22 protein-coding genes are annotated in these 24,109 nt (G+C 69.4%); 9 read left to right on the top strand and 13 right to left on the bottom strand.

Annotated features, from left to right (window positions below; all coding sequences use genetic code 11):
• Nucleotides 1-69: 69 nt before the first annotated feature.
• The gene (locus ILP86_RS15210; RefSeq protein WP_193762351.1) at nt 70-423 is read right to left on the bottom strand and encodes a DUF2510 domain-containing protein; all 354 of its coding nucleotides are present in this window, start codon (nt 421-423) and stop codon (nt 70-72) included.
• A 60-nt stretch (nt 424-483) separates the two neighbouring features.
• Between ILP86_RS15210 and ILP86_RS15205 the strand changes: the two genes are divergently transcribed.
• Both ILP86_RS15205 and ILP86_RS15200 read left to right on the top strand, forming a co-directional pair.
• Entirely contained in the window at nt 484-1,146 is a 663-nt protein-coding gene (locus ILP86_RS15205) for a TetR/AcrR family transcriptional regulator (RefSeq protein ID WP_046748814.1), read from the top strand.
• A gap of 62 nt (nt 1,147-1,208) precedes the next feature.
• The gene (locus ILP86_RS15200) at nt 1,209-2,444 is read left to right on the top strand and encodes an acyl-CoA dehydrogenase family protein (protein WP_193762350.1); all 1,236 of its coding nucleotides are present in this window, start codon (nt 1,209-1,211) and stop codon (nt 2,442-2,444) included.
• Nucleotides 2,445-2,466: 22 nt separating this feature from the next.
• Here ILP86_RS15200 and ILP86_RS15195 read toward each other — a convergent pair whose 3' ends face one another.
• Complete coding sequence (locus ILP86_RS15195; RefSeq protein WP_193762349.1) at nt 2,467-3,756, bottom strand: MFS transporter; 1,290 nt, start codon at nt 3,754-3,756, stop codon at nt 2,467-2,469.
• Nucleotides 3,757-3,810: 54 nt separating this feature from the next.
• Here ILP86_RS15195 and ILP86_RS15190 point away from each other — a divergent pair, with 54 nt between their 5' ends.
• On the top strand, nt 3,811-4,608 hold the full coding sequence (locus tag ILP86_RS15190; RefSeq protein WP_127011899.1) for a helix-turn-helix domain-containing protein: 798 nt from the start codon (nt 3,811-3,813) through the stop codon (nt 4,606-4,608).
• Here ILP86_RS15190 and ILP86_RS15185 read toward each other — a convergent pair.
• Together ILP86_RS15185 and ILP86_RS15180 are read right to left on the bottom strand one after the other, a co-directional pair.
• Nucleotides 4,593-5,123 (bottom strand): GNAT family N-acetyltransferase, encoded by a 531-nt coding sequence (locus tag ILP86_RS15185; RefSeq protein ID WP_308431953.1) that lies wholly within the window; start codon nt 5,121-5,123, stop codon nt 4,593-4,595. The genes ILP86_RS15190 and ILP86_RS15185 overlap by 16 nt on opposite strands.
• Before the next feature lie 2 nt (nt 5,124-5,125).
• The gene (locus ILP86_RS15180; protein WP_193762348.1) at nt 5,126-5,614 is read right to left on the bottom strand and encodes a hypothetical protein; all 489 of its coding nucleotides are present in this window, start codon (nt 5,612-5,614) and stop codon (nt 5,126-5,128) included.
• Between the two features lie 72 nt (nt 5,615-5,686).
• Between ILP86_RS15180 and ILP86_RS15175 the strand changes: the two genes are divergently transcribed.
• Complete coding sequence (locus tag ILP86_RS15175; RefSeq protein ID WP_193762347.1) at nt 5,687-7,138, top strand: NAD(P)/FAD-dependent oxidoreductase; 1,452 nt, start codon at nt 5,687-5,689, stop codon at nt 7,136-7,138.
• Between the two features lie 44 nt (nt 7,139-7,182).
• A complete protein-coding gene (locus tag ILP86_RS15170) occupies nt 7,183-8,226 on the top strand; it encodes an ATP-dependent DNA ligase (protein ID WP_193762346.1) in 1,044 nt (347 codons plus the stop codon).
• A 53-nt stretch (nt 8,227-8,279) separates the two neighbouring features.
• Here the strand turns inward: ILP86_RS15170 and ligD are convergent, their stop codons facing one another.
• The 7 genes from ligD to ILP86_RS15135 form a co-directional block, all read right to left on the bottom strand.
• Entirely contained in the window at nt 8,280-9,353 is a 1,074-nt protein-coding gene (gene ligD / locus ILP86_RS15165; RefSeq protein WP_193762345.1) for a non-homologous end-joining DNA ligase, read from the bottom strand.
• An 86-nt stretch (nt 9,354-9,439) separates the two neighbouring features.
• Nucleotides 9,440-10,678, bottom strand: a complete 1,239-nt coding sequence (locus ILP86_RS15160) for an SseB family protein (protein ID WP_193762344.1) — start codon at nt 10,676-10,678, stop codon at nt 9,440-9,442.
• A gap of 75 nt (nt 10,679-10,753) precedes the next feature.
• Nucleotides 10,754-13,225 (bottom strand): ATP-dependent helicase, encoded by a 2,472-nt coding sequence (locus ILP86_RS15155; protein ID WP_058632660.1) that lies wholly within the window; start codon nt 13,223-13,225, stop codon nt 10,754-10,756.
• 89 nt (nt 13,226-13,314) lie between these two features.
• Entirely contained in the window at nt 13,315-13,926 is a 612-nt protein-coding gene (locus ILP86_RS15150; protein ID WP_046748806.1) for a LysE family translocator, read from the bottom strand.
• A gap of 128 nt (nt 13,927-14,054) precedes the next feature.
• Nucleotides 14,055-17,177, bottom strand: coding sequence for a lamin tail domain-containing protein (locus ILP86_RS15145; RefSeq protein WP_193762343.1), 3,123 nt, complete (start codon nt 17,175-17,177; stop codon nt 14,055-14,057).
• Nucleotides 17,178-17,331: 154 nt separating this feature from the next.
• The gene (locus ILP86_RS15140; RefSeq protein WP_046748804.1) at nt 17,332-18,351 is read right to left on the bottom strand and encodes an ABC transporter permease; all 1,020 of its coding nucleotides are present in this window, start codon (nt 18,349-18,351) and stop codon (nt 17,332-17,334) included.
• A complete protein-coding gene (locus tag ILP86_RS15135) occupies nt 18,348-19,307 on the bottom strand; it encodes an ABC transporter ATP-binding protein (protein ID WP_046748803.1) in 960 nt (319 codons plus the stop codon). Before ILP86_RS15135 ends, ILP86_RS15140 begins: the two co-directional genes overlap by 4 nt.
• A gap of 89 nt (nt 19,308-19,396) precedes the next feature.
• Between ILP86_RS15135 and ILP86_RS15130 the strand changes: the two genes are divergently transcribed.
• Both ILP86_RS15130 and ILP86_RS15125 read left to right on the top strand, forming a co-directional pair.
• A complete protein-coding gene (locus ILP86_RS15130) occupies nt 19,397-19,795 on the top strand; it encodes a YccF domain-containing protein (RefSeq protein WP_046748802.1) in 399 nt (132 codons plus the stop codon).
• Nucleotides 19,796-19,835: 40 nt separating this feature from the next.
• Complete coding sequence (locus ILP86_RS15125) at nt 19,836-20,297, top strand: hemerythrin domain-containing protein (RefSeq protein WP_061018575.1); 462 nt, start codon at nt 19,836-19,838, stop codon at nt 20,295-20,297.
• Nucleotides 20,298-20,313: 16 nt separating this feature from the next.
• Here ILP86_RS15125 and ILP86_RS15120 read toward each other — a convergent pair whose 3' ends face one another.
• Nucleotides 20,314-21,300 carry a glycerophosphodiester phosphodiesterase family protein gene (locus ILP86_RS15120; RefSeq protein ID WP_061018613.1) on the bottom strand — a complete coding sequence of 329 codons (987 nt, stop codon included), beginning with the start codon at nt 21,298-21,300 and terminating at the stop codon, nt 20,314-20,316.
• A gap of 90 nt (nt 21,301-21,390) precedes the next feature.
• Here ILP86_RS15120 and ILP86_RS15115 point away from each other — a divergent pair, with 90 nt between their 5' ends.
• Nucleotides 21,391-22,311 (top strand): Bax inhibitor-1/YccA family protein, encoded by a 921-nt coding sequence (locus ILP86_RS15115; RefSeq protein ID WP_193762342.1) that lies wholly within the window; start codon nt 21,391-21,393, stop codon nt 22,309-22,311.
• A gap of 168 nt (nt 22,312-22,479) precedes the next feature.
• On the top strand, nt 22,480-22,752 hold the full coding sequence (locus tag ILP86_RS15110) for a GlsB/YeaQ/YmgE family stress response membrane protein (protein WP_045263759.1): 273 nt from the start codon (nt 22,480-22,482) through the stop codon (nt 22,750-22,752).
• A gap of 61 nt (nt 22,753-22,813) precedes the next feature.
• On the opposite strand, the gene ILP86_RS15105 is transcribed toward ILP86_RS15110, so the two are convergent.
• A complete protein-coding gene (locus tag ILP86_RS15105) occupies nt 22,814-24,109 on the bottom strand; it encodes an RNA polymerase sigma factor (protein WP_193762341.1) in 1,296 nt (431 codons plus the stop codon).

Raw genomic sequence — 24,109 nt, 5'->3', positions numbered from 1 at the left:
AGACATCGACCAGTCCCCCAGCCTACTACCTCGGCCTGGGCGCTCCTGCGGCCGCGAGGCCGCCCTCCCTCAACGCAGCGGGGGAACGCCGACTCGTCGCACCGGCACGCCGGCCAAGCGGAGCTGACGCCTGATCGCGAACGGCGTGAACACGAGCGCGGCACCGACCGCGACGATCAGCGGACGCACGACGACCACGGGCAGACCGCCCACGAAGGCGACCAGGATCGCGACCACGAGGACGACGGCCAGCACGACCTCGACCATCAGGAGTTGGCGGCGCACCGAGGCCCCGTCGTCCGCCAGGGTGGTCTCCCGCCCCCGCACCCGGATGTGCTCGGTCCACCGCACCCCGTCCCACCACCGCCGGGTGCCATGTCGCCGCGTGTCGAACCAGCCGGCCGGGATCCCGTCGTCTCTCACGCTCCTCAGTATGACGGCGATGCCTGGGCGTCTCCGCGCGCTCCGGTCTAGGCTTTCGCCATGCACGAATCCGCAGAACTGCGCACCGGCGTCGTCGCCGCCGCGCTCGAACTCTTCAACGCCCAGGGGTTCGACCAGACCTCGGTGGAGCAGATCGCGAAGGCCGCCGGGGTCTCCCGCTCGACGTTCTTCCGTCAGTTCGGCGGCAAGGAGGACGTCGTCTTCGCGGATCACGAGGTGCTCCTTGAGCAGCTCAGGGAGTTCCTCGACGAGGGTCATGACGATCCATGGGGTGCCGTGTGCGCCGCCTCCGAATCCGTCTTCGCGCACTTCGCCCGCGACCCGGAACTCGCCAGGCGTCGTTACCAGATCGTGCGCCAGGTCCCCGTGCTGCGCGAGCGCGAGATCATCACGGTCTTCCGCTACGAACGACTGTTCGACGACTACCTGCGCAGCGCGCTTCCCGGCGTCGATCCGCTCGACGCGGTCGGCTTCGCCGCTCTGGTCACAGCGGTGCACAACCACGTGCTGCGCCAGCTGCTGCGCGGCCGCAAGAAGGTGCCGCTGTCCACGCTCCAGACGGCGCTGGTCGATGTGCGCCGGCGCTATGGTGTCGCGGCCGATGAGGCCGCGTCCGCTCCGGATGACATGGTGGTCGCCGTCTTCCCCCGCTCCATGCCCATCGCAGAGGTGAGCCGCAGGCTGCAGTCCCAGCTCGACTGACGCGTCCCGGTCGTGGAACCCAGTATCGAGGAGTACGATACTTGGTGCCACGAAGGAGCCCCATGAGCACTGCAGCCTCCCCCTTCCCCGGCGAGCGCGTCTCGTCGTACGACATCACCGGACGTCAGGACAGCGACTACTACGCGGTCTTCACCGACATCCCCTCTGCCGACCGGGAGGCGTGGGACCGCGCGAAGGCCTACGTCGACGAGGTCGCCCCGCAGATGGCGGATGCCTGGGACCGTGCCGAGTACCCGCTCGATGCCGCACGCCGGATGGGCGAGATGGACCTCGTCGTCGACGGGGTCCAGCACCCGTCGCTCACGAGCCTGTCGCCCCTCGCCGCAGGCCTCGTGAACATGGAGATCTCCCGCGGTGACGGCTCGCTGGGCACGATCCTCGCAGTGCAGGGCGGACTCGCGTTGCGCACCCTGGCCCTGTTCGGCTCCTCCACGCAGCAGGAGCGATGGCTGACGGCCCTCGCCGACGGTTCGGTGCTCGGTTCGTTCGCTCTGACCGAGCCTGATCACGGCTCCGACTCGGTATCGCTGGAGACGGTCGCCCGCCGCGACGGCGAGAGCTGGGTCATCCGCGGCACGAAGAAGTGGATCGGCAACGGCGCCTCCGGCGGTGTCACGTTCGTCTGGGCGCGTGTCGACGACGAGGGCGCCGACGATCACGGTGCCGTCCGGTGCTTCCTCGTCGAGCAGGACACCCCCGGCTACACCGGCACCGTGATCCGCGGCAAGGCCTCGCTGCGCGCCATCCACCAGGCCCACATCGAGCTCGACGACGTGCGGGTGCCGCTCGATGCCGTACTGCCGGGGACGAAGAGCTTCAAGGACGCATCGACCGTGCTCTACGCCACCCGCTCCGGTGTCGCCTGGTCGGCACTGGGGCACGCGACAGCCTGCTACGAAGCGGCGCTGGCCTACGCGACCCAGCGCGTGCAGTTCGGAAAGCCCCTGGCGAAGTTCCAGATGGTCCAGGAGCGCCTCACCCACATGCTCGAAGACCTCACAGCCATGCAGCTGTACTGCCGGCGCATGGCCGACCTCGAGACGGCCGGCGAGCTGCGTCCGACTCAGGCGTCGCTGGCGAAGTTCCACAACACGCGTGCCGCGCGCCGGATCGCCTCGACCGCCCGTGACCTGCTCGGCGGCAACGGCATCCTGCTCGAGAACGGCGTGATGCAGCACCTGGCCGATATCGAGGCGATCCACACCTACGAGGGCACCGAGAGCGTGCAGGCCCTGCTGCTCGGACGCGACATCACGGGGATGAGCGCCTTCGCCTGAGCCTCCGTCCGCGAGGACCGGTTCACCTGCGCCGCGCGCGCACGTGGCGCTCGCGACTCGCTGCCGCCCCGGCCACGGCCTGGACGCCGAGCAGCAGGACCAGCGCCACGACGGGGACGCCCCACCCTCCGACGGCAGCGTGCAGCACGCCAAGACCGATCGGGCCGAGCCCTGCCAGCAGGTAGCCGATCCCCTGGGCCATGGTCGACAGGTGCGCGGTGTGCTGTGCGTCGGGGGCACGCAGCACGATGTAGGTCAGCGACAGCGCGATGGCCGCACCCTGACCGAGTCCGAGGAGGGTCATCCACACCCAGGGCGCGGCTCCGCCCGGCGCGACCAGAAGGCCGATCAGACCTGCCGCGCACAGGAGTGCGGAGAGCAGGACGGGAAGCCAGCTCGGCCGCAGGTGTCGCAGCATCGTCGGCACGAGCAGCGCGGCGGCGATCCCCGGGAGACTCGAGTAAGACAGCAGCAGTCCCGCCTCGGACACCGGCACGCCGGCGTCCTGCAGCATGGTCGGGATCCAGGTCAGGGCTGCGTAGTAGCTCAGACTCTGCAACCCCATGAATCCGGTGACCGCCCAGGCGACGGGATCACGCAGCAGAACCGACATCCGCGGCTCGTCTCGAGGCTCGACGATCGCATCCGCGGGAGCGCCTGTCGCGGGCGAGCGGACCGGCGCTCCCGAGACCCCGCGCAACGCCCACGGCAGCCACACCACCAGCGCGAGCACGGCGGGAATCGCCCAGACCGCGAGGGCACCACGCCAGGAACCGTCGAGAGCGGTCATGAAGGGCACCGTGAGGGCCGCAGCCGCCGCAGCACCGAGGAAGAGCGCGGTCGAGTACAGCCCCATCATGAGCCCGACGCGGTGGGCGAAGTCCTGCTTGATGACAGCGGGTATGCACACGTTCGCCACTGCGATGCCCGCGCCGACCAGCACAGTGCCGCCGAACAACGCCACGGGTGAGGGAAGCAGGCGGACGCCGATGCCGATCGCCACGACGACCATGGTCAGGGCGAGCAGCCGATGCAGGCCCACCCAGCGCGTCAGCGCCGGCGTCAGGAAGGCGAAGGCGCCGAACGCGAACACCGGGATCGTGGTCAGCAGTCCTGCCGCGGCTGCCGGGAGCCCGAGGCTCCGCTCCATCGCGGGGAGCACGGGCCCGACCGAGGCGACGCCCATGCGGAGGTTCAGCGCGATCAGGAGCAGGCCGACGCCGACATAGATCCCGGTGAGGACTCCACCACGACGAACGGACGGCGTCAGTGGGGTCGGGGCGGTGTCGAACGGTTCCTGCATGGTGGTCATGCTTCGAGTCCAGCATCCGCGCCGTGCGTCAGGAAACACGTACACTGCAGTCTGATGTCGAATACCCGCCAATCCCGAATGGTCGACCTGCACCTGGTCGATTTCGACGCGCTGACCACTCTCCCCCTGGAGGGCGCCTACCGGTTCGCGCACGCCGAGACATCTCCGCGTCATGCTCATCCGCTCGGACATCTGGTGCATGCCGCCTCCGGTGTGCTCTCCCTGCTCACCGACGACGGAGCCTGGATCGCGCCCTCCACGCGCATGGCCTGGGTGCCCGCCGGCGCCGAGCATCGCCATCGTGCGCACGGTCGCACCGACATGCGCATCGTGCACCTGGACGACGAACTCGCAGCACTCCTGCCCTCCGCTCCTGCCGTTCTCGTCGCCACGCCTCTTGCGCGGGAGGCGCTGCTCGCGATGACGTCCGACCGCCCCCGCAGCTCCAGCGCACTGGACCATCTGCGTCATGTCGTCGTCGACGAGGCGGTGACGGCGCCGGAGCAGCCGCTGCATCTGCCGGAGCCCCGCGATCCGCGACTGCGCAGGGCGGCGCGCATCGTCGAGCATGACCTCGCCCGCCCCGTGCCGCTGGGTGAGCTCGGCATGCGCACCGGTACGGCCGAACGGACGCTGAGCCGCCTATTCCAGCAGGAGACCGGGATGGGCTATCGGCAATGGCGTCTCCAGCTGCGGGTGCACCGCGCACTCGTCCTGCTCGCGGACGGAGCTTCGGTCACCGGGACGGCTGCCGCGTGCGGCTGGGCGACGACGAGCCAGTTCATCGAGCAGTTCACGCCGCTCGTCGGGATGACCCCCGGCCGATACCGACAGTCTCAGCCCGCGGTGTGAGACAGCTCCATGCACACGAGGCGCGCACGCTCGTCCCAGGACGGGACGCGTTCGAAGCCTCGCGATTCATAGAGGCGCACCGGCCCGGCCCGCCAGTCCCAGACCGACAGGCGCACCCGCGCGGCGCCGAGGTCGCGCGCGTCGTGGAGCGCGGCGTCGAGCAGTGCGGACCCGACGCCTCGGCCACGCACCTCCGGCACCGCCCACAAGCGCTTGATCTCGGCCACGTCGTCGCTCACGGACAGCACGACGACCCCGACGACGCGATCGCCGAGCTGGGCCACACGCACGCGGTGACCCGCGTAGGCCGCTGAGGGGTCATCGATCTCGCGGCGGTAGCGCTCGGGAAGTGCTCCGGAGGGATCGGGCGCGCTGCCGCCTTCCTGCTTCTTCTCACGCTCGGTCTGCAGCAGATATGCCCGCACCGCAGCGCCGACCTCGTGCGCATCGGCTCCGGACAGGTCGGCGAGCCGGATCACCGGTCGATCCGCCTCGGGTCCGAGCGCGACGCTCACGCTCAGTCGCAGCCGCAGCCGCCGGACGGCGTCTTCACCATGAAGCACACGTCGCAGACGCCGTAGTCGCGCTCCTCGACGGGCTTCGGCGCCTTCTCCGCGCGGGGGGCGGAGACGCGAGGAGTCGTCGCACGCTTCGTCGCACGCTGCGGAGTCAGCGGGATGAACTCGCTCGGGTGACTGACGTAGAAGTACGGCGGGCGCCCCTCGCTGGGCTGCAGTCGCAACGGTGCGGAACCGACGATGAGTCGCTCGTCTTCCGCGAAGCCGTTCGTGTAGGTGCGGCCGATGTGGAGGGACGCTCCCTCGCCACGACGGATCGCCTCGATGTATCGACCGCGGTCGATGAACGAACTGATCCCGATGGCCTCGACGATCGCCGTGATGAACGCGTGGTTCGACGGGTCGATGCGGTGCGCGCGCAGCGCCTCCGGGAGCGAACGGTATGGACGGGAGGTGCCTGCGGGGGTCGGGCCCTGTACTTCTTTCATCCCTTCCAGGATCCCACGCCGCGAGGGGTGCGGCCGACCGTTTTCTCCTCGTATACGTGCCAAACTGACGTCATGGCTCAGGCGACGATCATCGGATCCGGCCCGAACGGCCTCGCGGCGGCGGTGTCGCTCGCTCGTGCCGGCTACACGGTGCGCGTCCTCGAAGGCGCGGACACGATCGGCGGCGGGGTCCGTACCCGCGAATCCACGCTCCCCGGCTTCCAGCACGACGTATGCTCCGCCGTGCACCCCGCTGCCCTCTCCTCTCCGTTCTTCCAGGCGTTCGGTCTCGATCGGCGGATCGAGTGGATCCGGCCGGAGGCGTCCTACGCGCATCCCCTCGACGACGGACGTGCGGCGGTGGCATGGCGCGATATCGATCACACCGCGGCACAGCTCGGCGTCGACGGCGGAGCCTGGCTGTCCCGACTGCGGCCTCTGAGCCGGCACATCGAGGGGGTCGTCGACTTCACGGGCAATCAGCTGCTCCGGATCCCGCGCGATCCGGTGACCGCCGTGCGCTACGCCCTGCGGATGCTGGATCAGGGCACGCCCCTGGCCGCCGCGGCGTTCCGCACGGAGGAGGCCGCCGCACTGATGTCGGGGGTGGTGGCGCACGCGAACTCCCCGCAGCCGTCGCTGGCGGGCGCTGCCGCAGGGCTGCTGCTCGCCGCACTCGGTCACGCGGGAGGCTGGCCCTATCCGCGCGGTGGTGCGCAGCGCATCGCCGACGCCATGGTCGCCGACCTCGAACACCACGGCGGCACCATCGAGGCGAGCACCCCCGTCTCCGATCTCGCGACGCTGAACTGGGGCGACCCGCAGCGCGGCGACCTGCTGCTGCTCAACACCTCGCCGCGACTCGCGCTCACGCACCCCGACGTCCCCGCAGGCTACGCCCGCTCCGTCCGTTCCTATCGCTACGGCCCGGGTGCCGCGAAGGTCGACTTCGCCCTCGACGGCCCGGTTCCGTGGACGAACCCCGACGTCGCCGGCGCCCCCACCGTGCACCTGGGGGGCACCCGCGCGGAGGTCTGGGCGAGTGAGAACGCCGTCGCCGCAGGCCACGTGAGCGATCGCCCCTACGTGCTCGCCGTGCAGCCCTCTGTCCTCGACGACTCCCGTGCTCCCGCCGGGAAGGCCGTGTTCTGGGCCTACATCCACGTCCCTCCGGGCTCCGACCTCGACCCCACAGAGCTCATCACCGCGCAGGTGGAGCGCTACGCCCCGGGTTTCCGCGACCTGATCCTGGCACACCACGCGGTGCCGGCGTCGTCGCGGGAGGCGATCAACCCGACCGAGATCGGCGGCGACATCTCCGGCGGAGTGTTCGACATCCGTCAGGCGCTGCGTCGCCCGGTGCTCTCCCCCGCCCCGTGGCGCACCCCGATGCACGGCGTGTATCTGGCCTCTGCCTCGACGCCCCCCGGTCCGTCCGTGAACGGGATGGCCGGTTGGCACGCCGCTCGCACCGCGCTGCGGGATGCGGGAGAACCCGCGGCGCTCTCCGACCTGTTCGGCTGACCGCCCCTCTTCCCTCGCCGATCACGCGCAGCCAGGATGGGAGCATGCGCTACGACATCCCCGCGCCGATGCTCGCCAAAGCGGTGCCCGCGGTGCCCGACCCCGCGAAGACCCCGGGTGGGCTGCTGTACGAACCGAAGTGGGACGGCTTCCGCGGACTCATCGCGTGGGACGGCGAGACGGTGGAGATCGGCTCGCGGGGCGCCAAACCGCTGACCCGCTACTTCCCCGAACTGGTCGATGCGATCCCCCAGCTGCTGCCTGAACCGTGTCTGCTCGACGGGGAGATCGTCGTCGCCACCGGTCCGCACGGATCGCAGCGACTGGACTGGGAGGCGCTGAGCCAGCGCATCCATCCCGCCGCCTCGCGCGTGGCGAAGCTCGCCGTCGAGACACCGGCGATGTTCATCGCCTTCGATCTGCTCGCCGCCGGCGAGGACGATCTGCTCACCCAGTCGTTCGAGACCAGGAGAGCGCGCCTCGAGACGCTCCTGGAGACCGTCGAGCACCCGCTGCACCTCACCCGCGCGACCCGCGATCGCGAAGCCGCGGTGCGCTGGCTGGCCGAGTTCGAGGGAGCCGGACTCGACGGCGTCGTGGCGAAACCGCTCGATCAGCCCTACGCACCCGGCAAGCGCACGCTCTTCAAGATCAAGCACGCCCGCACAGCCGACGTGGTCGCGCTCGGCTACCGCGTCCACAAGTCCGGCTCGGGCGTCGGCTCCCTCCTGGTCGGGCTGTACGACGAGGACGGGACTCTTCGCCAGGTCGGCGGTGTGGCGGCGTGGAGCGATGCCCGTCGGCAAGAACTCGTCGAGGAGCTCGCCCCGCTGGTCGAGCGCGATGAGGCGGGCGAAGCCGTGACCGCGGAGGGCGAGCGATCGCGGTTCAGCGGATCGAAGGATGTCTCGTTCGTGCGGTTGCGTCCTGAGCGCGTGCTCGAGGTGCGATACGACCAGCTCGAAGGCGCTCGCTTCCGTCACACCGTGCAGTTCGAGCGCTGGCGGCCCGATCGCGATGCCCGCTCGTGCACCTACGAGCAGCTGGAGACCGTCGCGGGCTACGACCTCGCAGACGTCCTGAGCTGAAAAGCGCTAGCTGAAACCGTCGTGCGCTGAGATCCCCGACTCGACGGCGGGGGTCAGCCCTTCTCGGCCGGGGTGCCGTCGTCGTCCCAGTTCGCCGCGACCTTCTTGCTCGGCTGCACCCGCGGGGGCTCGCCGGGCATCTTCGGGAACTCCGGCGGGAAGGGCAGCTCGCCCAGCCCGTTCTCCTTGTCGCGCTCCCACCACTCCAGCAGCGTGTCGATGCGTCCTGGGCTGTCCTGCAGCGATGCCCACGGATCGCCGATGTCATCGAGGCGCTTCGGAATGCTCCGGACGGTGAACGCCGTCGGGTCGAGGCCGTCGAGTTCCTCCCACGCCACCGGTGTCGAGACGGTCGCTCCCGGCAGGGCACGCGGGCTGTAGGCGCCCGCCATCGTGCGGTCGCGGTTGGCCTGGTTGAAGTCGACGAAGATGCGCTCGCCCCGCTCCTCCTTCCACCAGTTCGTCGTGACCTGCTCGGGCATCCGCCGCTCGAGCTCGCGTCCGGCGGCGATCACCGCGTGACGCACATCCAGGAACTCGTGAGTCGGTTCGATCGGCGCGAACACGTGCAGCCCGCGGTTGCCGCTCGTCTTGGCGAAGGCCTCGAGTCCGGCCTCGCGGAGCACCTCGCGCAGCGTGTGGGCGGCTGTCACGGCGTCTGCGAAGTCGGTGCCCGGCTGCGGGTCGAGGTCGATGCGCAGTTCGACGGGATCGTCGGGGTCGGTGGCGAGCGATGCCCACGGGTGGAACACGATCGTGTTCATCTGGACCGCCCAGACGATCGCGCTGGCGCGGTTCAGGACGATCTGCGGGTGTCGACGCCCGCTGTTGTAGGTGACCGTCACGGCATCGACGAAATCCGGCGTCCCCTTGGGCGGGTTCTTCGAGAAGAAGCCCTCCGCTCTGGCCCCTCCGGAGGGGCCGATACCGTCACGGAACCGTTCCAGCGACACCGGACGGTTGCCGTTGGCGGCCAGGAAAGGGCCGACGACCAGCTGCACGTACTCGGCCAGTTCCGCCTTGGTGATGCCGAGGTCGGGCCACACCACACGATTCGGGCTGGAGAGCGCGACCTCGCGCTCTCCGTCGAGGTCGGCGACGGTCAGGGTCACGCGTTCTGAGGCCATGTTCCGACCCTAGGGTGCAGCCAGGACGGACGGAACCCCGCTCGCTCCGCAGCGCGCGGGGGCCGGATCAGGTCAGCAGATCTGGGTCAGTCGCCGAGGTCGACGGCGAGGACCAGGACCGGCGTGAGCGCATCCCGTTCGACGACGATGGAGGGACCGGCCGAGTCGACGATCACCCCGGCGATGTCGGAGTGACTGGTGAGCACCTTCGCGAGCTGCTCGGGTGCGAACGGGAGCGGTCGGTCGCCGCGGCCGAGGGCGATGACCTCGAGCGGGTGCGAGAAGAGCTGCAGGAATCGGCGTCCGTCCGTCGTCTGGGCTTCGGCGATGCCGACGGGGCCGCCGCCGGAACCGTCGTTGACGGCGACCCACATCCGCGTGGTCGCGAGTGCCTCCCCGACCTTGACGGCCGAGTCCTGCTCGCGAGGGGCTGCGAGGATGCTCTTCACCGTCATGTCGACGTCGGCCTGCTCGAGAGTCTTCTGCAGGAGCTCGGTCGGGAAGACCACGCGGTGCGGAGCGGAGGCGTTGTCGACGATGAGGCCGGCGAAGTCACCGGACACGACCTGCTGCAGCACCGAGGTGACCGGCTGAGCGACCGCCGAGGTCGACGAGGGGTCGGCCTCGAGCTGCACGGAATCACGCACGGCGCCCGCCGAGCTGAACGCCAGCATGTACTGGCGGTCCTCGCTGTCTCGGACGACCGCGACCGAAAGGGCCTTGCCCTCGCTGATCTGTGCACGCGCGTCGCCGTTCACGCGGATGTACAGGTGCCCCTGGAGCGCCTGACGCATGACCCCGAGCAGCTGATCGTTGGTCGCGCCGGCTTCGATCTCGGTGAGCGCTTCACGCAGCAGGACGTTGTCCTTCATGCCGGGGACCGTCTCGGTCTGCTCCGGCGGCAGCGCGGACGCGAGGGGCAGGCGCCGCTCCTCGGGCGCCTCGGGCCGGGTGGCAGGACGCGGCGGGGTCTGCGGCGCGGCCGGAGCTGCGGGCGGCGTCTGCGGGTTCGACGGCGCGTCGGAGGACGGCAGCTCGACCTCAGGACCCGCTTCCGCACCGACGCCTCGGAACGCCTGCACCGAGATCCCGATCGACGGCGCCGCAGCGGGCTGCTCGTCGACGGTGCTGTCCGACGTCACGCTGTTCGACGTCACGCTGTCGGACGTCACGCTGTCGGACGTCGCGCTCTCTGACGCCGTGCCTTCGGAGAGCGCACTCTCGGCGGGATGGTCATCCCCCTGCGCTGTGCGGGGCTCGACGGCCTCGGCGGTGGGGGCGACGGCATCGTCACCGGACTTCTTGCGGCGGGAGAAGAGGGCCATATGAGCCAGCCTAACCGGCAATCCGCACGGCGCTCCCTCCCGATGCTCCGCCGACGCGGGCGCACCGGGACGGGGTCAGATCTTCTCGATCGGCGCGACCTTGATGAGGAGCTTCTTCTGTCCCGCCGAGTCGAACCGCACGTGAGCGATGCGCTTCGCGCCCTCGCCGGTCACCGCGTCCACCCGTCCTTCACCGAAGTCGACGTGACGGATGCGGTCGCCCGCGGCGAGTTCGAGGTCGCCGTTGTCGCGCATCTTGGCCGTGACCCTGTTGGGGAACTTGTCCATGGCGGTCGACAGCGGCTTCAAGGAGTCTCGCCCCGGCAACGACTTCACCGCGAAGCGATCTCCGGAGCCCGATCCGCCGAAACCGCCCTGACGACGGGCGTTCAGCGCACGCGACTGCATCCCGCCGCGCGAGTTGACGTCGCCCGGAGACTGCCGCCAGTCGATCAGGTTCGCGGGGATCTCCTGCAGGAAGCGGCTGGGCATCGCGACCGTGACCTCGCCGAACTGCGCGCGGGTCATCGCCAAGGACAGGTGCAGGCGCTTGCGGGCGCGGGTGATCCCCACGTAGAACAGTCGACGCTCCTCCTGCGGCCCTCCGGGCTCTCCCGCCGAGATGCGGTGCGGGATGAGGTCTTCCTCCACGCCGGTGACGAACACCGCGTCGTACTCCAGGCCCTTGGCGGTGTGCATCGTCATGAGCGATACGGAGCCGGATTCGTCGTCGAGATCGTCGGCGTCGGACACCAGGGCGACCTCGGTCAGGAAGTCGGTGATGGTGCCCTCGGGGTTGTTCCGGGCGAAGTCGCGCGTGACGGCGACGAATTCGTCGAGGTTCTCGACGCGTGCCTCGTCCTGCGGGTCGCGGCTGGCTCGCAGCGCGTCGAGGTAGCCGCTCTTCGACAGCAGCAGGCTGAGCCCATCGGCCACCGAGGTGGGTGGCGGCACTTCGCCCGTCGCCGGCAGCATGATCGCCGTCGCTTCGGCGAGCACCGCGTCGAGCTGCGCGATCGCGGCCTGGATCTTCGGGCCGACGCCGAGCTGGCCAGGAAGCGACAGGGCGTCTCGGAACGAGATCCCGTGTTCCTCTGCGAAGCGGGCGATCGCCGTCTCCGTGACATCGCCGATGCCGCGCCGCGGCTTGTTGAGGATGCGGCGGACGGACATCTCGTCGGCGGGGTTGGCGACAGCGACGAGATAGGCGAGCGCGTCCTTGATCTCGGCGCGCTCGTAGAACTTCGTGCCGCCCATGATCTTGTACGGCACAGCGGAGCGGATGAAGATCTCCTCCAGCGCGCGGGACTGCGAGTTCGTGCGATAGAAGACGGCCATCTCCGAGTACGGCATCCCCTTGCGGTGGAGTGCCTCGACCTCGTCGGCGACGAACTGCGCCTCGTCGTGCTGGGAGTACCCGGTGAAGCCGATGATGGCGTCACCGTCGCCCTTGTCGCTCCAGAGCTTCTTGTCCTTGCGGTCGAAGTTGTTGCCGATCACGGCGTTCGCGGCGGACAGGATGTTCTGGGTGGAACGGTAGTTCTGCTCGAGCAGCACCACCTTCGCTCCGGGGAAGTCGCGTTCGAACTCGCTGATGTTGCGGATGTCGGCACCACGGAAGGCGTAGATCGACTGGTCCGAGTCACCGACGACCGTGAGCGACGCCCCGGCCTCACCGGCGCCCGGTGCTGGCTCGGGGTCGGGCTCGAAGATCATCATGCCGTTCGAGGCATATGGCTCCGATGCCGCACCCGCGCCCGACACCGGCCGGGTGAGCTCGTGGATGAGCGCGTACTGGGCGTGGTTGGTGTCCTGGTACTCGTCGACCAGGATGTGCCGGAACCGACGGCGATAGGTGTCCGCCACCTGGGGGAAGGCGCGGAACAGGTAAACGGTCTGGCCGATCAGATCATCGAAGTCGAAGGCGTTGGCCTTCTGCAGCTGCCGCTGGTAGTCGGCGAACACCTCGACGAATACGCGCTCGGCGGGATCCGACATGTTGGCCTGACGCGCATAGCCCTCGGCATCGGACAGCTCGTTCTTCAGCTTGGAGATGCGACCCTGCACCGCGGCGGGGGTGAGCCCGTAGGCATCGGCCTCGTGCTCCTTCACGAGTCGCTTGATGAGCGCTCGCGAGTCGCCGGAGTCGTAGATGGTGAAGTTCTTGGTGAATCCGAACTGCTGGGCCTCGCGACGCAGGATGCGCACGCATGCGGAGTGGAAGGTCGAGATCCACATGCCGCGCGCAGCGTCGCCGATGAGCCCTTCGACACGCTCGCGCATCTCGCCGGCGGCCTTGTTCGTGAAGGTGATCGCGAGGATCTGGCTCGGCCACGCCTCCCGGCTGCGCAGCAGCGAGGCGATGCGGCGGGTGAGCACGCTGGTCTTGCCCGATCCGGCGCCGGCGACGATCAGCAGCGCCGGGCCGCGATAGGTGACGGCCTCGAGCTGCTGAGGGTTGAGGCCGGCGAGGAGATCGTCCTGCCCCGGGGTTCCCGACGAGCGAGGACCAGCTGTGGAGGGGACGATGAGAGGAGCTTCGGTCATGGCCCTACGAGTCTAGGCGTCGGCACCGACACCACGGCACGGAACCTCGCCTCCCCGGAGGCGTGCAGCGACTGCGCGTGCAGGGGACGCTACCGGGTCTCCAGCGCAAGGCGTCCGGCCAGGAGCACGTAGGTCGCGGCGAAGGAGCGGCGCAGCCAGGTCACGACCCTCGGCCGCCCCAGCACCTGGGTGCGCATCGTGGCGGCGAAGATGCCGTACAGCGCGAAGACCACGAAGGTGAGAGCCATGAACACGAGGCTGAGTCCTGCCATCTGCCAGGCGGCGTCCGGCGCCTGCGACGGCACGAACTGAGGGAGGAAGGCGAAGAAGAAGATCGTGAGCTTCGGGTTGAGCACGTTGATGAGCACGGCCGTGCCGATCACGCGCCACGACGAGCGCGGAGCAGGATCCTCTTCGGCCTGGATCAGCGACTTGTCGCGCAGCGTCTGCCAGGCGAGGAAGAGCAGATAGGCGATGCCGATCCACTTGATCGTCTCGAATGCCACGGCGGAGGCGTTCAGGATCGCGGCCAGCCCGGTGATCGCCGCGATCATGTGGGGGATGACGCCGAGCGTGCAGCCGAATGCGGCGATGATGCCCGCTCTGCGCCCACGGGAGATGCCCTCGGCGATGGAGTAGACGGCGCCGGTGCCGGGCGTCGCGACGATCACCAGCGTGGTCAGCAGGAATGCGATGCTCATCGACGTCCTCTCATGCGGTTCCCCGCGCTCACACCCTGTCTAGTCGGTCGGGCGTCGTGCGCGCACCCCCTGGAGGAAGATGGCGCGGGTGCGCGGGGGCACGAGCAGATCGCACCCCCGCTCACGACTCAGGCCCCGCGCCGCCGACGTCCCATCGTCGCCGCGCCGGCGGTGAGCAGCAGCAGCGCCAGGACTGCAGCCGCGAGGGGAAGCTCGGATCCGGTGGCCGCGAGCCCACCTGCGCCGGCTCCTGCACCGGCCCCTGCTCCCGCTCCCGCTTCCGCTTCCGCAGAGATCCGGATGTCGGCCCAGCCGAGGAGAGCACCGCTCGCATCGAACACCGCGATCCGATGTGCCCCGAGCGGTGCATCCGCCGGGATCCTCACCGCGATGGTGCCGCCCTCCGCGAGCGAGCCCATCGCGATACGCGTCGGATCGGAGTACATCCATACCGCGACGTCCGTGCCAGCGCCCTTCGCGTCGACGGTGATCGTGACCGTCTGGCCTCGCGTCGCGACCGCGGGATCGACGGTCAGACCACCGCGGTTGCCGTCGACGAGCTCCGTGCCGGGAAGCGGCGGGACCTCTCCTCCAGGAGTGCCGCCACCACCGGGGAGCGTCCCGGTGCGCAGCGCCTCCGAGGCGAAACCGTCGGCGAACCACCAGACCGGCCGCTGCCCGTCGACCGAAAGCGAGGCCGGCCCCGTGGCGAAGCCCTCGTTGTTGATGTCGGGCATTCCAGCCGGGCGGGCGTAGTGCGCGATGCCCGGCTGTGCGGTGCCGTTCAGCGTGATCTCGGCCGAGCGCCCCTGACACCCGTCGTCGCACACCGCCCAGAGGCTGTCGCGCACGCTGTCGTAGTCGAGCGCCATCACTCCGGCGAGGCCGGGAGCGATCTCCGAGACCAGCGTCGCCGAGCCGTCGGAGCCGAGCGCGAAGGCGTACACATGACCGTTGTCCTCGACCGCGACGAGGAACAGCCCGCCCCCGTGTCCCGCGTAGTCCTTCGGGTCGTATGCTGCGCTCTTCCGGTCGTCGAAGAGCTTTCCGGCGAGCGCGGAGTCCGGAACCCACTGCACGGCCTCCATGCCGAGGTTCGCCCCGACCGCAGGCAGCAGCGAGGTCAGGTCCCACTCCTGCTGGGCGACGAGGTCGCCGGGCGAGGCATCGGGGTCGACCTTCAGCACCACGTTCTGGTTCACGCCCTTGGCGCTGTTGTCTCGCTCGGATGCGACGTAGACGAAGCCGTCTCCGTCGACCGAGATGCCCTCGGTGTCTGGACCTGCGGCTCCCGGGTTCGCTGCATCCTTCTGGAAGCGCACCCGCTTGCCCGCATCCCAGCCGTCGACCTTCGTGATCGAGCCGTCGGCGTGTGCTTCGAGCTTCCAGATGCGCCCCTCGCCGTTGTCGACCGCCCAGAGGAACGCCCCGTCGGCCGTCTCCTGCACGTCGAGACCAGAGCTGTCCTCGAGGAACGTCGGGATGCTGTCCACCACGCGCACCTCGGCGGAGCCTGGCCACGTTCCCACGGCGACCTCGCCGGCACAGACGTTCGCGACGCCCTTCGTGGAAGCAGCGGTGACGGCGAAGGCGCCGGTGGTGTCGGGGCAGCGCCCCCAGGTGGTCGCAGCGTGGCCATCGCCCCACGAGGTCGAGTCCACGAGCAGATCGCCGTCGAACACCCGCACCGCATCGCCCGCGCCGAGTCCGAAGCCGAGCTGAGCCCGCTCGATCACGAGGTACTCCCCCGCTCCGATCGTGGTGCCGTCCGGAATCGCGTAGGCGTGCGCGTCATCGTCGTCCTTCACCACGATGCCCGACACATCGAGCGCGGTGTCCGTCGGGTTCACGAGCTCCACCCAATCGTCGGGTGAGCCGCCGTCGGACTCGACCTCGTTGATGCGCACCGGGTTGCCGCACGCGTTGCGCAGCCCCTTGGTCGAGACCGCGATGTCGACGAAGTCCCCGATGCCGTCGGCACAGCGGGCGAGGACGCCGGCCGCGTGCGCGGTGTAGACGTGTTCATCGACCGTGTTGCCGTTCGCGTCGCGGATCGTCACGGTGTCGCCGTTGCCGAGACCGAAGACGAAGTTCTCCGGCTGGTCGAAGACGAAGTAGCCGCCCGGCTGCAGGATCATCCCGGTCGGAAGCGGCGTGGTCTCGGCGGCGTGCCCCGTCGGGTCGCTGTCCATCACGGTCCAGCCGGAGAGGTCGACCGCTGTGGCCCCGGTGTTGACGACCTCGACCCAGTCGGTGGTGTCGCCGTTCGACTCGATCTCGTTGATCACGACGTCGGGCATGACGCACGAGTTCGTCGCACCGGAAGTCGGGTGGGCGAGCACGAACGCCCCGATGCCGTCGGGGCAGCGAGCCAGGGTCGCCGCGGCGAAGTCGCCGTCGATCGCCGCGTGGCCCTGCCAGGGCAGCGTGTCGTCGACCATCGCGCCCGAGGCGTCGTAGAGCCGGATACGGTCGGCGCTGCCGATGCCGATCGGCTCGCGGAAGGCCACCTCGACGCCTCCGGAGAGGCCGATCGTCCCCTCCTCGACCACGAGGAACTGTCCTGCTCCGATCTGCGTTCCCGGAAGGAACTGCCAGCGGTGATCGTCGGAGTTGTCGCGGATCTCGTAGCCCGAGATATCGAGCGCTGCGGTGCCGGGGTTGAAGAACTCCACCCAGTCGGCCGGCTGCGAGTCGACCTCGTTGACGACGATGGAGCCGGCGACGGGAGCGACCGCGCAGTCGTTCGGCGCGCCCGGCGTGACCGTCGTCGCAGGTGCCCACGGCCCCGTCCCGTCGGGACAGCGTGCCCACACCGACAACGGCGCGGTGTTCTCGTACGCATAGGAGTCCGCTTCGGCGCCGCTCGGATCGAACAGCACGACCTCGTCGCCCTTGCCGAGTCCGAAGGCGAAGTCGACGTCTTTCACGAGCACCAGGAACTCCCCCGGTGCGAGAGATACGCCATCCGGCGCCTTGCCGAAGCTGTCGCGCTTCTCATCGGCGATCGTCCAGCCGGTGAGGTCGATCGTCTCAGCGCCGGCGTTGTAGATCTCGACCTGATCGGCGAGGCCGGTCGCCGCGTCGTCGTAGACGATCTCGTTCAGCACGAGGCTCGGAGCAGCCGAGATCGCTTCGGTCGGACGGATGCCGGGATCGGCGCCGATCGCGACGGCGGGAGTGGCGAGCAGAGCGGCGGCGCTCAACGCGCACACCGCCGTGACCGCCGCAGCACGATGCATGCGGGGCATGGAGGACTCCTGGGTGGCTGGGCCGGCAGCCTCCGCGGGACGCGAGGACGGTCCGGACGGGACTCAGTCGGGTACCAGCCCAGACCAGCGACCCCGGATGGCCGCCGAGGATCCCTCGGGTGCACACCAGGTGAACAGGAGGTGGCGATTCCCGTCAGGCGATTCGCGTGCCAGGGGGCAGACGCCGGGCGGGGGTGCGGGTGCGCGCCCATGCCCCCGCGAACAGCGAGCCGGCGATGACGACCTGCACTCCGAGTCCGACGAACCAGCTCGGCACCGTCGATTCGATGACCTCTTGCGGTGTGCGGTATCCGCCATCGGGGTCACAGGCGTCCCAGCGCTGTTCGAGCGGCGACTGCTGGGCGCTGCGCAGGCCGTACTTGATCTGACCGAACAGGTCGACGGGGTAGCCACCGGTCGCATACTCGGTCGGAGTGGCATCGGCGAGCACGACGAAGGGGTTCGCCGACAGGGTCCACCAGACCAGATCGAATCGCGGCACCTCCTGCATGCTGTTCACCTCCCAGCGATCGCATTCGGGGTTGCCGTTCGCGTCGTACGGGCGGGAGTAGACGGTGGCCTCGCCGCGCACCGCCATGCCGCCGAGTCCGAACGCGATCAGCGTTCCGAACACGAGGGCGGCGACCACGAGATACGTCGTCGCCACCGAGAACAGCGGGCGCGCGATGAGACCGCTCAGGCCCACGCCGATCGCGGCGACGATGATGATCTCGGCCGCGAGCACGAGCAGGGAGACGAGCAGCACGACGGGGTTGGTACCTCCGCCGAGCAGGGAGAGCCCGAGGAACGGAACCGCCACGACCAGGAAGGCACCGCCGGTGGCGACCGCAGCGACGAGCTTGCCCAGCATGATGTCACCGGTCGATGCGGCGGTCACCTGCACCGCGGCGAGGGTGGCGGCATCCCGATCGCCGTTGATCGCGTTGCCGCTGAGCGTCGGCGAGACGAGCACGACCAGCAGCAGGACGACGTTGACCACGATCGAGTACACGCCGGCGCCGATCGCGTCGCCCCACGAGTACACGGCGAAAGACAGAGCCGTGACGCCGAGCAGTACCAGAGCGAAGACGCCGAGCAGCACGTACCACCCGACGCTGCGCAGCCGCTGGGTCAGTTCCAGTCGGGCGATGATGCCGATGTTCGCGAGGCTCATGCGCCCGCCTCCGTTCCGGTGGGTGCTGGGGGCGGTGACGCCTGTTGCAGGTTCAGGAAGGTGTGCTCGAGCTGGCTCTGCGCCGGCGCGAACTCGACGACCGGGAGTCCCGCCTCGACGAGGTGCCGCAGTGCCTGCGCCGCAGCCCCCTCCCCTTCCAGCCGGACGAGCACGGCACCGCGATCCTGTCCGAGCGATTCGGGCGCAATGCCGAGGGTCGATGCCACCTGCCATGCGTCGGCCTTCGTCCGCTCCTCCGTCGCGCCGGCGAGACGCACCCGCCAGGCCCGCATCACGCGCTGTGCCGGCGCAGCGTCGACGACGGAGCCGGCGACGAGGAACACCGCGTCGTCGACGACCTCGTCCAGCTCGGAGAGGATGTGGCTGGAGATCAGCACGGTGCGCCCCTCGGCGGCGAGGCCGCGCAGCAGCACGCGCAACTGCACCCGCGCTTCGGGGTCGAGGCCGGAGGCCGGCTCATCGAGGAGAAGGACCTGCGGATCGTGCACGAGGGCACGCGCGAGTCCGAGCTTCTGCTTCTGGCCACGGGAGAGCACCTTGGCCGGGGAGTCAGCGAGGTCGGCCAGACCGACGAGGGCGAGCAGCTGCTGGGCGCGGACCTCGGCATCGGGCTTCTCGATCCCGTACAGACGGGAGGTCGTGACGATGGTCTCGCGAGCTGTGAGCGACGGCCAGGCGCCGAGCGCGTCCGGCATCCAGCCGAGCAGACGTCGCGCGGCGAGCGGGTCGACTGACGGGTCGACACCGCCGATGCTGATCGTCCCCGCGTCGGGAGCGAGCAGGGAGGCGAGCATCAGGAGCAGCGTCGTCTTGCCCGCACCGTTCGGACCAACGAGGCCGGTCACGCGCCCCGGCTCCGCACGAAGAGTGGCCCCCTTCACCGCCTGCACCGTCCCGAATGCTCTGCTGACGTCTTGCACAACGATTCCGGTCATGCGGTCAGTCTGGCATCCGCACACGGTCTCGGCCGGGACCTCCGGGCGGATGCTCAGTCCCGGCGGGGCGGTGGTGACACAATCGGCTCATGCGCACGATCCTCAACATCATCTGGGTCATCCTGGCCGGATGGGCCCTGTTCCTCGGGTACGTCCTGGCGGGCATCCTGCTGTGCATCCCGATCATCACGATCCCGTGGGCGATCGCCTCGTTCCGCATCGCCGCCTACGCGATCTGGCCCTTCGGACGAGAGGTCATCAGCAAGCCGACCGCCGGGGTCGGATCGTTCCTCGGCAACGTGCTCTGGGTGATCCTCGCCGGCTGGTGGCTCGCGATCGGCCACATCGTCTCGGGCATCCTGCTGTGCATCACGATCATCGGCATCCCGATGGGCATCGCCGACTTCAAGATGGTCCCCGTCTCCCTCATGCCGCTGGGCAAGGAGATCGTCTCCACGCGGCGCGGTGCCTTCGACCGCACACTCTGAACGGGATGCCTCCTGCACTGAACCGATCTACACTGGCGCGATGGATGCCGCCCGCCTGATCGCCTGGGATCAGGAACTCCGGTCGGCGCATTCCCGTCTGCGCGCTGCCCTCGCCGCCACGCGCGACGCGCTCGGCCGGGGTGCGGACGTGCCGGATGCGACGTCGGAGCTCGTGCTCTACTGCATCGGCTTCTGCGCCGCCCTCGACGGTCACCACGGCGCCGAGGACCGGCAGCTCTTCCCCTCCCTGCGCGCCGAGCATCCCGAGCTCGGCGGAGTCATCGACAAGCTCATGCAGGATCACTCGATGCTCGCCCACCTGCTCGCCTCGCTGCGCAGTGCGGCCGAGCGCGGAGATGACTCGGCGACGATCGGCGCGCACCTCGACGGGATCGCGGCGATCATGGAATCGCACTTCCGGTTCGAGGAACGGGAGATCCTCGAACCGCTGCGCACGCTGACGCTCGACGACGACGTGAAGAGCGTGCTCGGCCCGCTCTGACGCGGTCGGGGACGGCTCAGCCGCGGAAGAAGGCGACGCCCAGATCCGGGTGGTCCACGAACACCCCGTCGATGCCCTGACGGGCGAGGACGCCCCACTCCGCCTCATAGTCGCCGAACTCCCCGCGGCCGCCCGGTCCTCGGAACTCCGCGGCGAGGAAGGCGTTCTCCGGTCGGCATGTCCACGTGAAGACCTGAAGTCCGCGCGCGTGCGCATCCGCGACGATCGTGTTGCCGCGGTCGAGCAGCATCTTCTTGCTCACGCTGATGCCGTCGACCCGGCCGACCAGAGCGTCGAGCCCCTTCGGCGCGACCGTCTCCTTGTAGGTGAGAGCACGCTTGCCCTCCGCCACCAGCAGGTCGTAGGGACGCCCCGACGCCTCGATCAGATAGATGTACGAGGCCGAGATCCCGCGCTCTCGCAGCTGCCCGAGCACGGTCGATTCGAAGCACTCGATCACCAGGGGCAGCTCGCCCTCGGCCCATCCGGCGTCGCGCAGCTCGAGGTCGATGAGCGGGGCGAGCTCGAGGCCGATGCTCGCGAAGTACGTGGCGTGCTTGACCTCGAGCACCACGCCGATCTCGCGTCCGTGCTCCACCGAACCCTCACGCACGATGTCGAGCACGTCGCGCAGTCGCAGGATCTGCTGAGCGCCGTCGAAACTCGCACTCGAGGCCCGCACCTCCGGCAGACGCTCCCGGATACGCAGGGTGGACAGCTCCGCCCAGGTGAAGTCCTCGGTGAACCAGCCGGTCAGCGCGTTTCCGTCGACGCGCTTGGTCGTCTTGCGGTCGGCGAACTCCGGATGGTCCGCCACATCGGTCGTGCCCGAGATCTCGTTCTCGTGACGCACGATGAGCACACCGTCCTTCGTCGCCACGACGTCGGGTTCGACCGCATCCACCCCCATGGCGAGGGCGAGCTCGTAGGAGGAGCGGCTGTGCTCCGGACGGTAGCCGGGCGCACCGCGGTGCCCGATGACGAGGGGCGAATTCCTGGGCACGCTCTCAGCGTAGAACACCCCGGCGGCGCCCCCTGCCGAGTATCGTGGAGGAAAGAGACCTACTACCCCCCTTTGGAGTGAGGCCCACCAATGAGCAACTTCGCTTTCAACAACCCTGCTTTCCAGCAGCAGGACCCGCGCAACGTCGCGACGTACCCGGGCGGACCTCAGGCTGCCCAGGGCGCGCAGAGCACCTCGCTCCAGCACGGGGCGATGGACGCTGCGGCCAACGCACATCTCGAGGGCATGTACGCGGCACCGCCCGCCGGCGCCATCGAGACCGACCGCATGTCGGTCGAGGACACCGTCTGGAAGACCGCCGGCCTGTTCGGAATCCTGCTCGTCACCGCCGCGATCGGCTGGGTGCTGACGCTCGGCGGACTCGACGTCCCCCGCTACAACCCGTACAACCCCGCTGCCGTCAACGTGCTGCCGTGGGCCATCGGAGCCCTCGGCGGCTTCGTGCTCGCCATGGTCATCACGTTCACGTCGCGCAAGAAGGTGCGCCCCGCGCTCATCTTCGCCTACGCGGCCTTCGAGGGTCTCTTCATCGGCGGCATCTCGGCGTTCTTCGAGGTGCAGTGGCCCGGCATCGTGTTCCAGGCGACGCTCGCGACCGTCTCGGTCGTCGGTGTGACCCTCGCGCTCTTCGCGAGCGGCAAGATCCGCGCCTCGAAGAAGGCCACCAAGATCTTCATGATCGCGATGATCGGCTACCTGGTCTTCTCGCTCCTGAACCTCGTCCTCATGTGGACGGGCGTGAACACCAACGCGTTCGGTCTGTTCAGCCAGGAGATCTTCGGCATCCCGCTCGGCCTCATCATCGGCGTCCTCGTCGTGATCATGGCCGCGTACTCGCTGGTGCTCGACTTCGACCAGATCCAGCAGGGCGTCCGCAACGGCGCTCCCCGCAAGTACGGCTGGCTCGGCGCCTTCGGCATCATGGTCACTGTCGTGTGGCTCTACGTCGAGATCCTGCGCATCATCGCGATCGCCCGCGGCAACAACTGACGCGACCGCGTCGCCACAGTCGCAGAGGCCCGTCTCCCACGAGGGAGTCGGGCCTCTTGGCATATCCGGGGGTGCGCGCGCAAGGGGTTGGCACTCGGATCCGGATTTCGGCAGGCTTGTGGACAAGAAGCCCCGGCACCCCGGGGCTCCCGATCACAGGAGCTGACCATGAGTTTTCTCGGCTTTCTTCTTCTCGGCCTCATCGCCGGTGCCATCGCCAAGCTGATCCTTCCCGGCAAGCAGGGCGGCGGCTGGTTCATCACGCTGCTTCTCGGCGTCGTCGGCGCGCTGCTCGGCGGCTGGCTCGGCAGCCTGATCCTCAACCGTCCGCTGACCGAGTTCTGGGACCTGGGCACGTGGCTCCTCGCCATCGGCGGCTCGATCATCGTCCTGCTGATCTACGGCCTGATCGCCGGCCGTGGCCAGAAGGTCAACGACTGACGATCCCCCGGATCCAGACGCCCGCCCCCTTCGGCAGCATCACGCTACCGAAGGGGGCGAGTCATTTCTGTGCGCCCTGCGCCTTGCGCTCCAGCAGTGCGCGCTCCCGATCGTTGCCGGCGAGCGCCGCCGCGGTGGCGAACTCGCTGCGAGCCTCCTCCTCGCGACCGAGTCGACGCAGCAGCTCTCCCCGAGTGGCCGGCAGCAGATGGTAGCCGCGCAGCGCCCCGGAACTCGCCAGCTCGTCGATGATGCGCAGCGCGGAGGCAGGGCCGGTTGCCATCGCGACGGCCGCCGCTCGATTGAGCTCCACCACCGGTGACGGGGAGATGCGGCCCAGCGCCTCGTACAGCAGGACGATCCGATCCCAGTCCGTCTCGTCGACCGACGCCGCCACGGCATGACACTCCGCGATCGCCGCCTGCAGGCAGTACGTCCCCCGGCCGCGGCCGAGCGCATCGGCGGTGGCGAGAGAAGCCCGACCCCGCGCGATACGACCCCGGTCCCAGCGCCTGCGATCCTGATCGGCCAGCAGCACGGGGTCTCCATGTCTGTCCACCCGCGCGGCGAACCGGGCCGCCGTGAGCTCCATCAGGGACAGCAGACCGTGCGCCTCGGGTTCCTGCGGCATGAGAGCGGCGAGCACCCGGCCGAGGCGGATGGCCTCGTCGCTCAGCTCAGGACGCATCCATTCAGGCCCACTGCTCGCGGCGTGCGCCTCGTTGAAGATCAGATACAGCACCCCGAGGATCGCACCGATGCGCTGAGCCCGCTCCTCACGGGGCGGCACTTCGAACGGAGCGTTCGCGGCGGCGAGCGTCTTCTTCGCGCGGACGATGCGCTGCTGCACGGTCGCCGTCGGCACCAGGAACGCACGGGCGATCTCCTCACTCGACAGCCCGCCGACGACACGCAGCGTCAGAGCGACCTGAGCCTCCTTGGCGAGCACCGGGTGGCAGGAGATGAAGATCAGTCGCAGCACGTCGTCATCCACGGCATCCGGATCCCGCAGCAGGTCGCCGCCCTCCGCCTGTTCCCGCTCCAGGTCATGCGCGAGCAGGGCCACCCTGTCGTCGAGTCGTTCCTGGCGGCGCCACCGGTCGATGGCCTTGCGCTTCGCGACCGCCGTCAGCCACGCCCCGGCGTTACGCGGAACACCCTCGACCGGCCACTGCTGCAACGCATCGATCAACGCTTCCTGGGCCAGGTCCTCCGCGAGCCCGAAGTCACCCACCATCCGGGTGAGCGCGCCGACGATACGCGCCGACTCGATGCGCCACACCGCGGCGACGGCGCGCTCCGCCGACCCGGGATCGGGTGCCGAGCGCGCCGTCTCGCTGTGCACGGGAGGCGTCAT

Origin of the sequence: Microbacterium sp. R1, from assembly GCF_015159725.1 — a bacterium.
Lineage (GTDB): Bacteria > Actinomycetota > Actinomycetes > Actinomycetales > Microbacteriaceae > Microbacterium > Microbacterium oxydans.
Note: the sequence above shows the minus strand (reverse complement) of the source record. Positions and strands in the feature narration are given on the sequence as shown.

Excerpts from the sequence above, each read along its gene's own strand:
- ILP86_RS15205 (WP_046748814.1), top strand. The coding sequence starts at position 484 with ATGCACGAATCCGCAGAACTGCGCACCGGCGTCGTCGCCGCCGCGCTC.
- ILP86_RS15200 (WP_193762350.1), top strand. The coding sequence starts at position 1,209 with ATGAGCACTGCAGCCTCCCCCTTCCCCGGCGAGCGCGTCTCGTCGTAC.
- ILP86_RS15195 (WP_193762349.1), bottom strand. The coding sequence starts at position 3,756 with ATGACCACCATGCAGGAACCGTTCGACACCGCCCCGACCCCACTGACG.
- ILP86_RS15190 (WP_127011899.1), top strand. The coding sequence starts at position 3,811 with ATGTCGAATACCCGCCAATCCCGAATGGTCGACCTGCACCTGGTCGAT.
- ILP86_RS15180 (WP_193762348.1), bottom strand. The coding sequence starts at position 5,614 with ATGAAAGAAGTACAGGGCCCGACCCCCGCAGGCACCTCCCGTCCATAC.
- ILP86_RS15175 (WP_193762347.1), top strand. The coding sequence starts at position 5,687 with ATGGCTCAGGCGACGATCATCGGATCCGGCCCGAACGGCCTCGCGGCG.
- ILP86_RS15170 (WP_193762346.1), top strand. The coding sequence starts at position 7,183 with ATGCGCTACGACATCCCCGCGCCGATGCTCGCCAAAGCGGTGCCCGCG.
- ligD (WP_193762345.1), bottom strand. The coding sequence starts at position 9,353 with ATGGCCTCAGAACGCGTGACCCTGACCGTCGCCGACCTCGACGGAGAG.
- ILP86_RS15160 (WP_193762344.1), bottom strand. The coding sequence starts at position 10,678 with ATGGCCCTCTTCTCCCGCCGCAAGAAGTCCGGTGACGATGCCGTCGCC.
- ILP86_RS15155 (WP_058632660.1), bottom strand. The coding sequence starts at position 13,225 with ATGACCGAAGCTCCTCTCATCGTCCCCTCCACAGCTGGTCCTCGCTCG.
- ILP86_RS15150 (WP_046748806.1), bottom strand. The coding sequence starts at position 13,926 with ATGAGCATCGCATTCCTGCTGACCACGCTGGTGATCGTCGCGACGCCC.
- ILP86_RS15145 (WP_193762343.1), bottom strand. The coding sequence starts at position 17,177 with ATGCCCCGCATGCATCGTGCTGCGGCGGTCACGGCGGTGTGCGCGTTG.
- ILP86_RS15140 (WP_046748804.1), bottom strand. The coding sequence starts at position 18,351 with ATGAGCCTCGCGAACATCGGCATCATCGCCCGACTGGAACTGACCCAG.
- ILP86_RS15135 (WP_046748803.1), bottom strand. The coding sequence starts at position 19,307 with ATGACCGGAATCGTTGTGCAAGACGTCAGCAGAGCATTCGGGACGGTG.
- ILP86_RS15130 (WP_046748802.1), top strand. The coding sequence starts at position 19,397 with ATGCGCACGATCCTCAACATCATCTGGGTCATCCTGGCCGGATGGGCC.
- ILP86_RS15125 (WP_061018575.1), top strand. The coding sequence starts at position 19,836 with ATGGATGCCGCCCGCCTGATCGCCTGGGATCAGGAACTCCGGTCGGCG.
- ILP86_RS15115 (WP_193762342.1), top strand. The coding sequence starts at position 21,391 with ATGAGCAACTTCGCTTTCAACAACCCTGCTTTCCAGCAGCAGGACCCG.
- ILP86_RS15110 (WP_045263759.1), top strand. The coding sequence starts at position 22,480 with ATGAGTTTTCTCGGCTTTCTTCTTCTCGGCCTCATCGCCGGTGCCATC.
- ILP86_RS15105 (WP_193762341.1), bottom strand. The coding sequence starts at position 24,109 with ATGACGCCTCCCGTGCACAGCGAGACGGCGCGCTCGGCACCCGATCCC.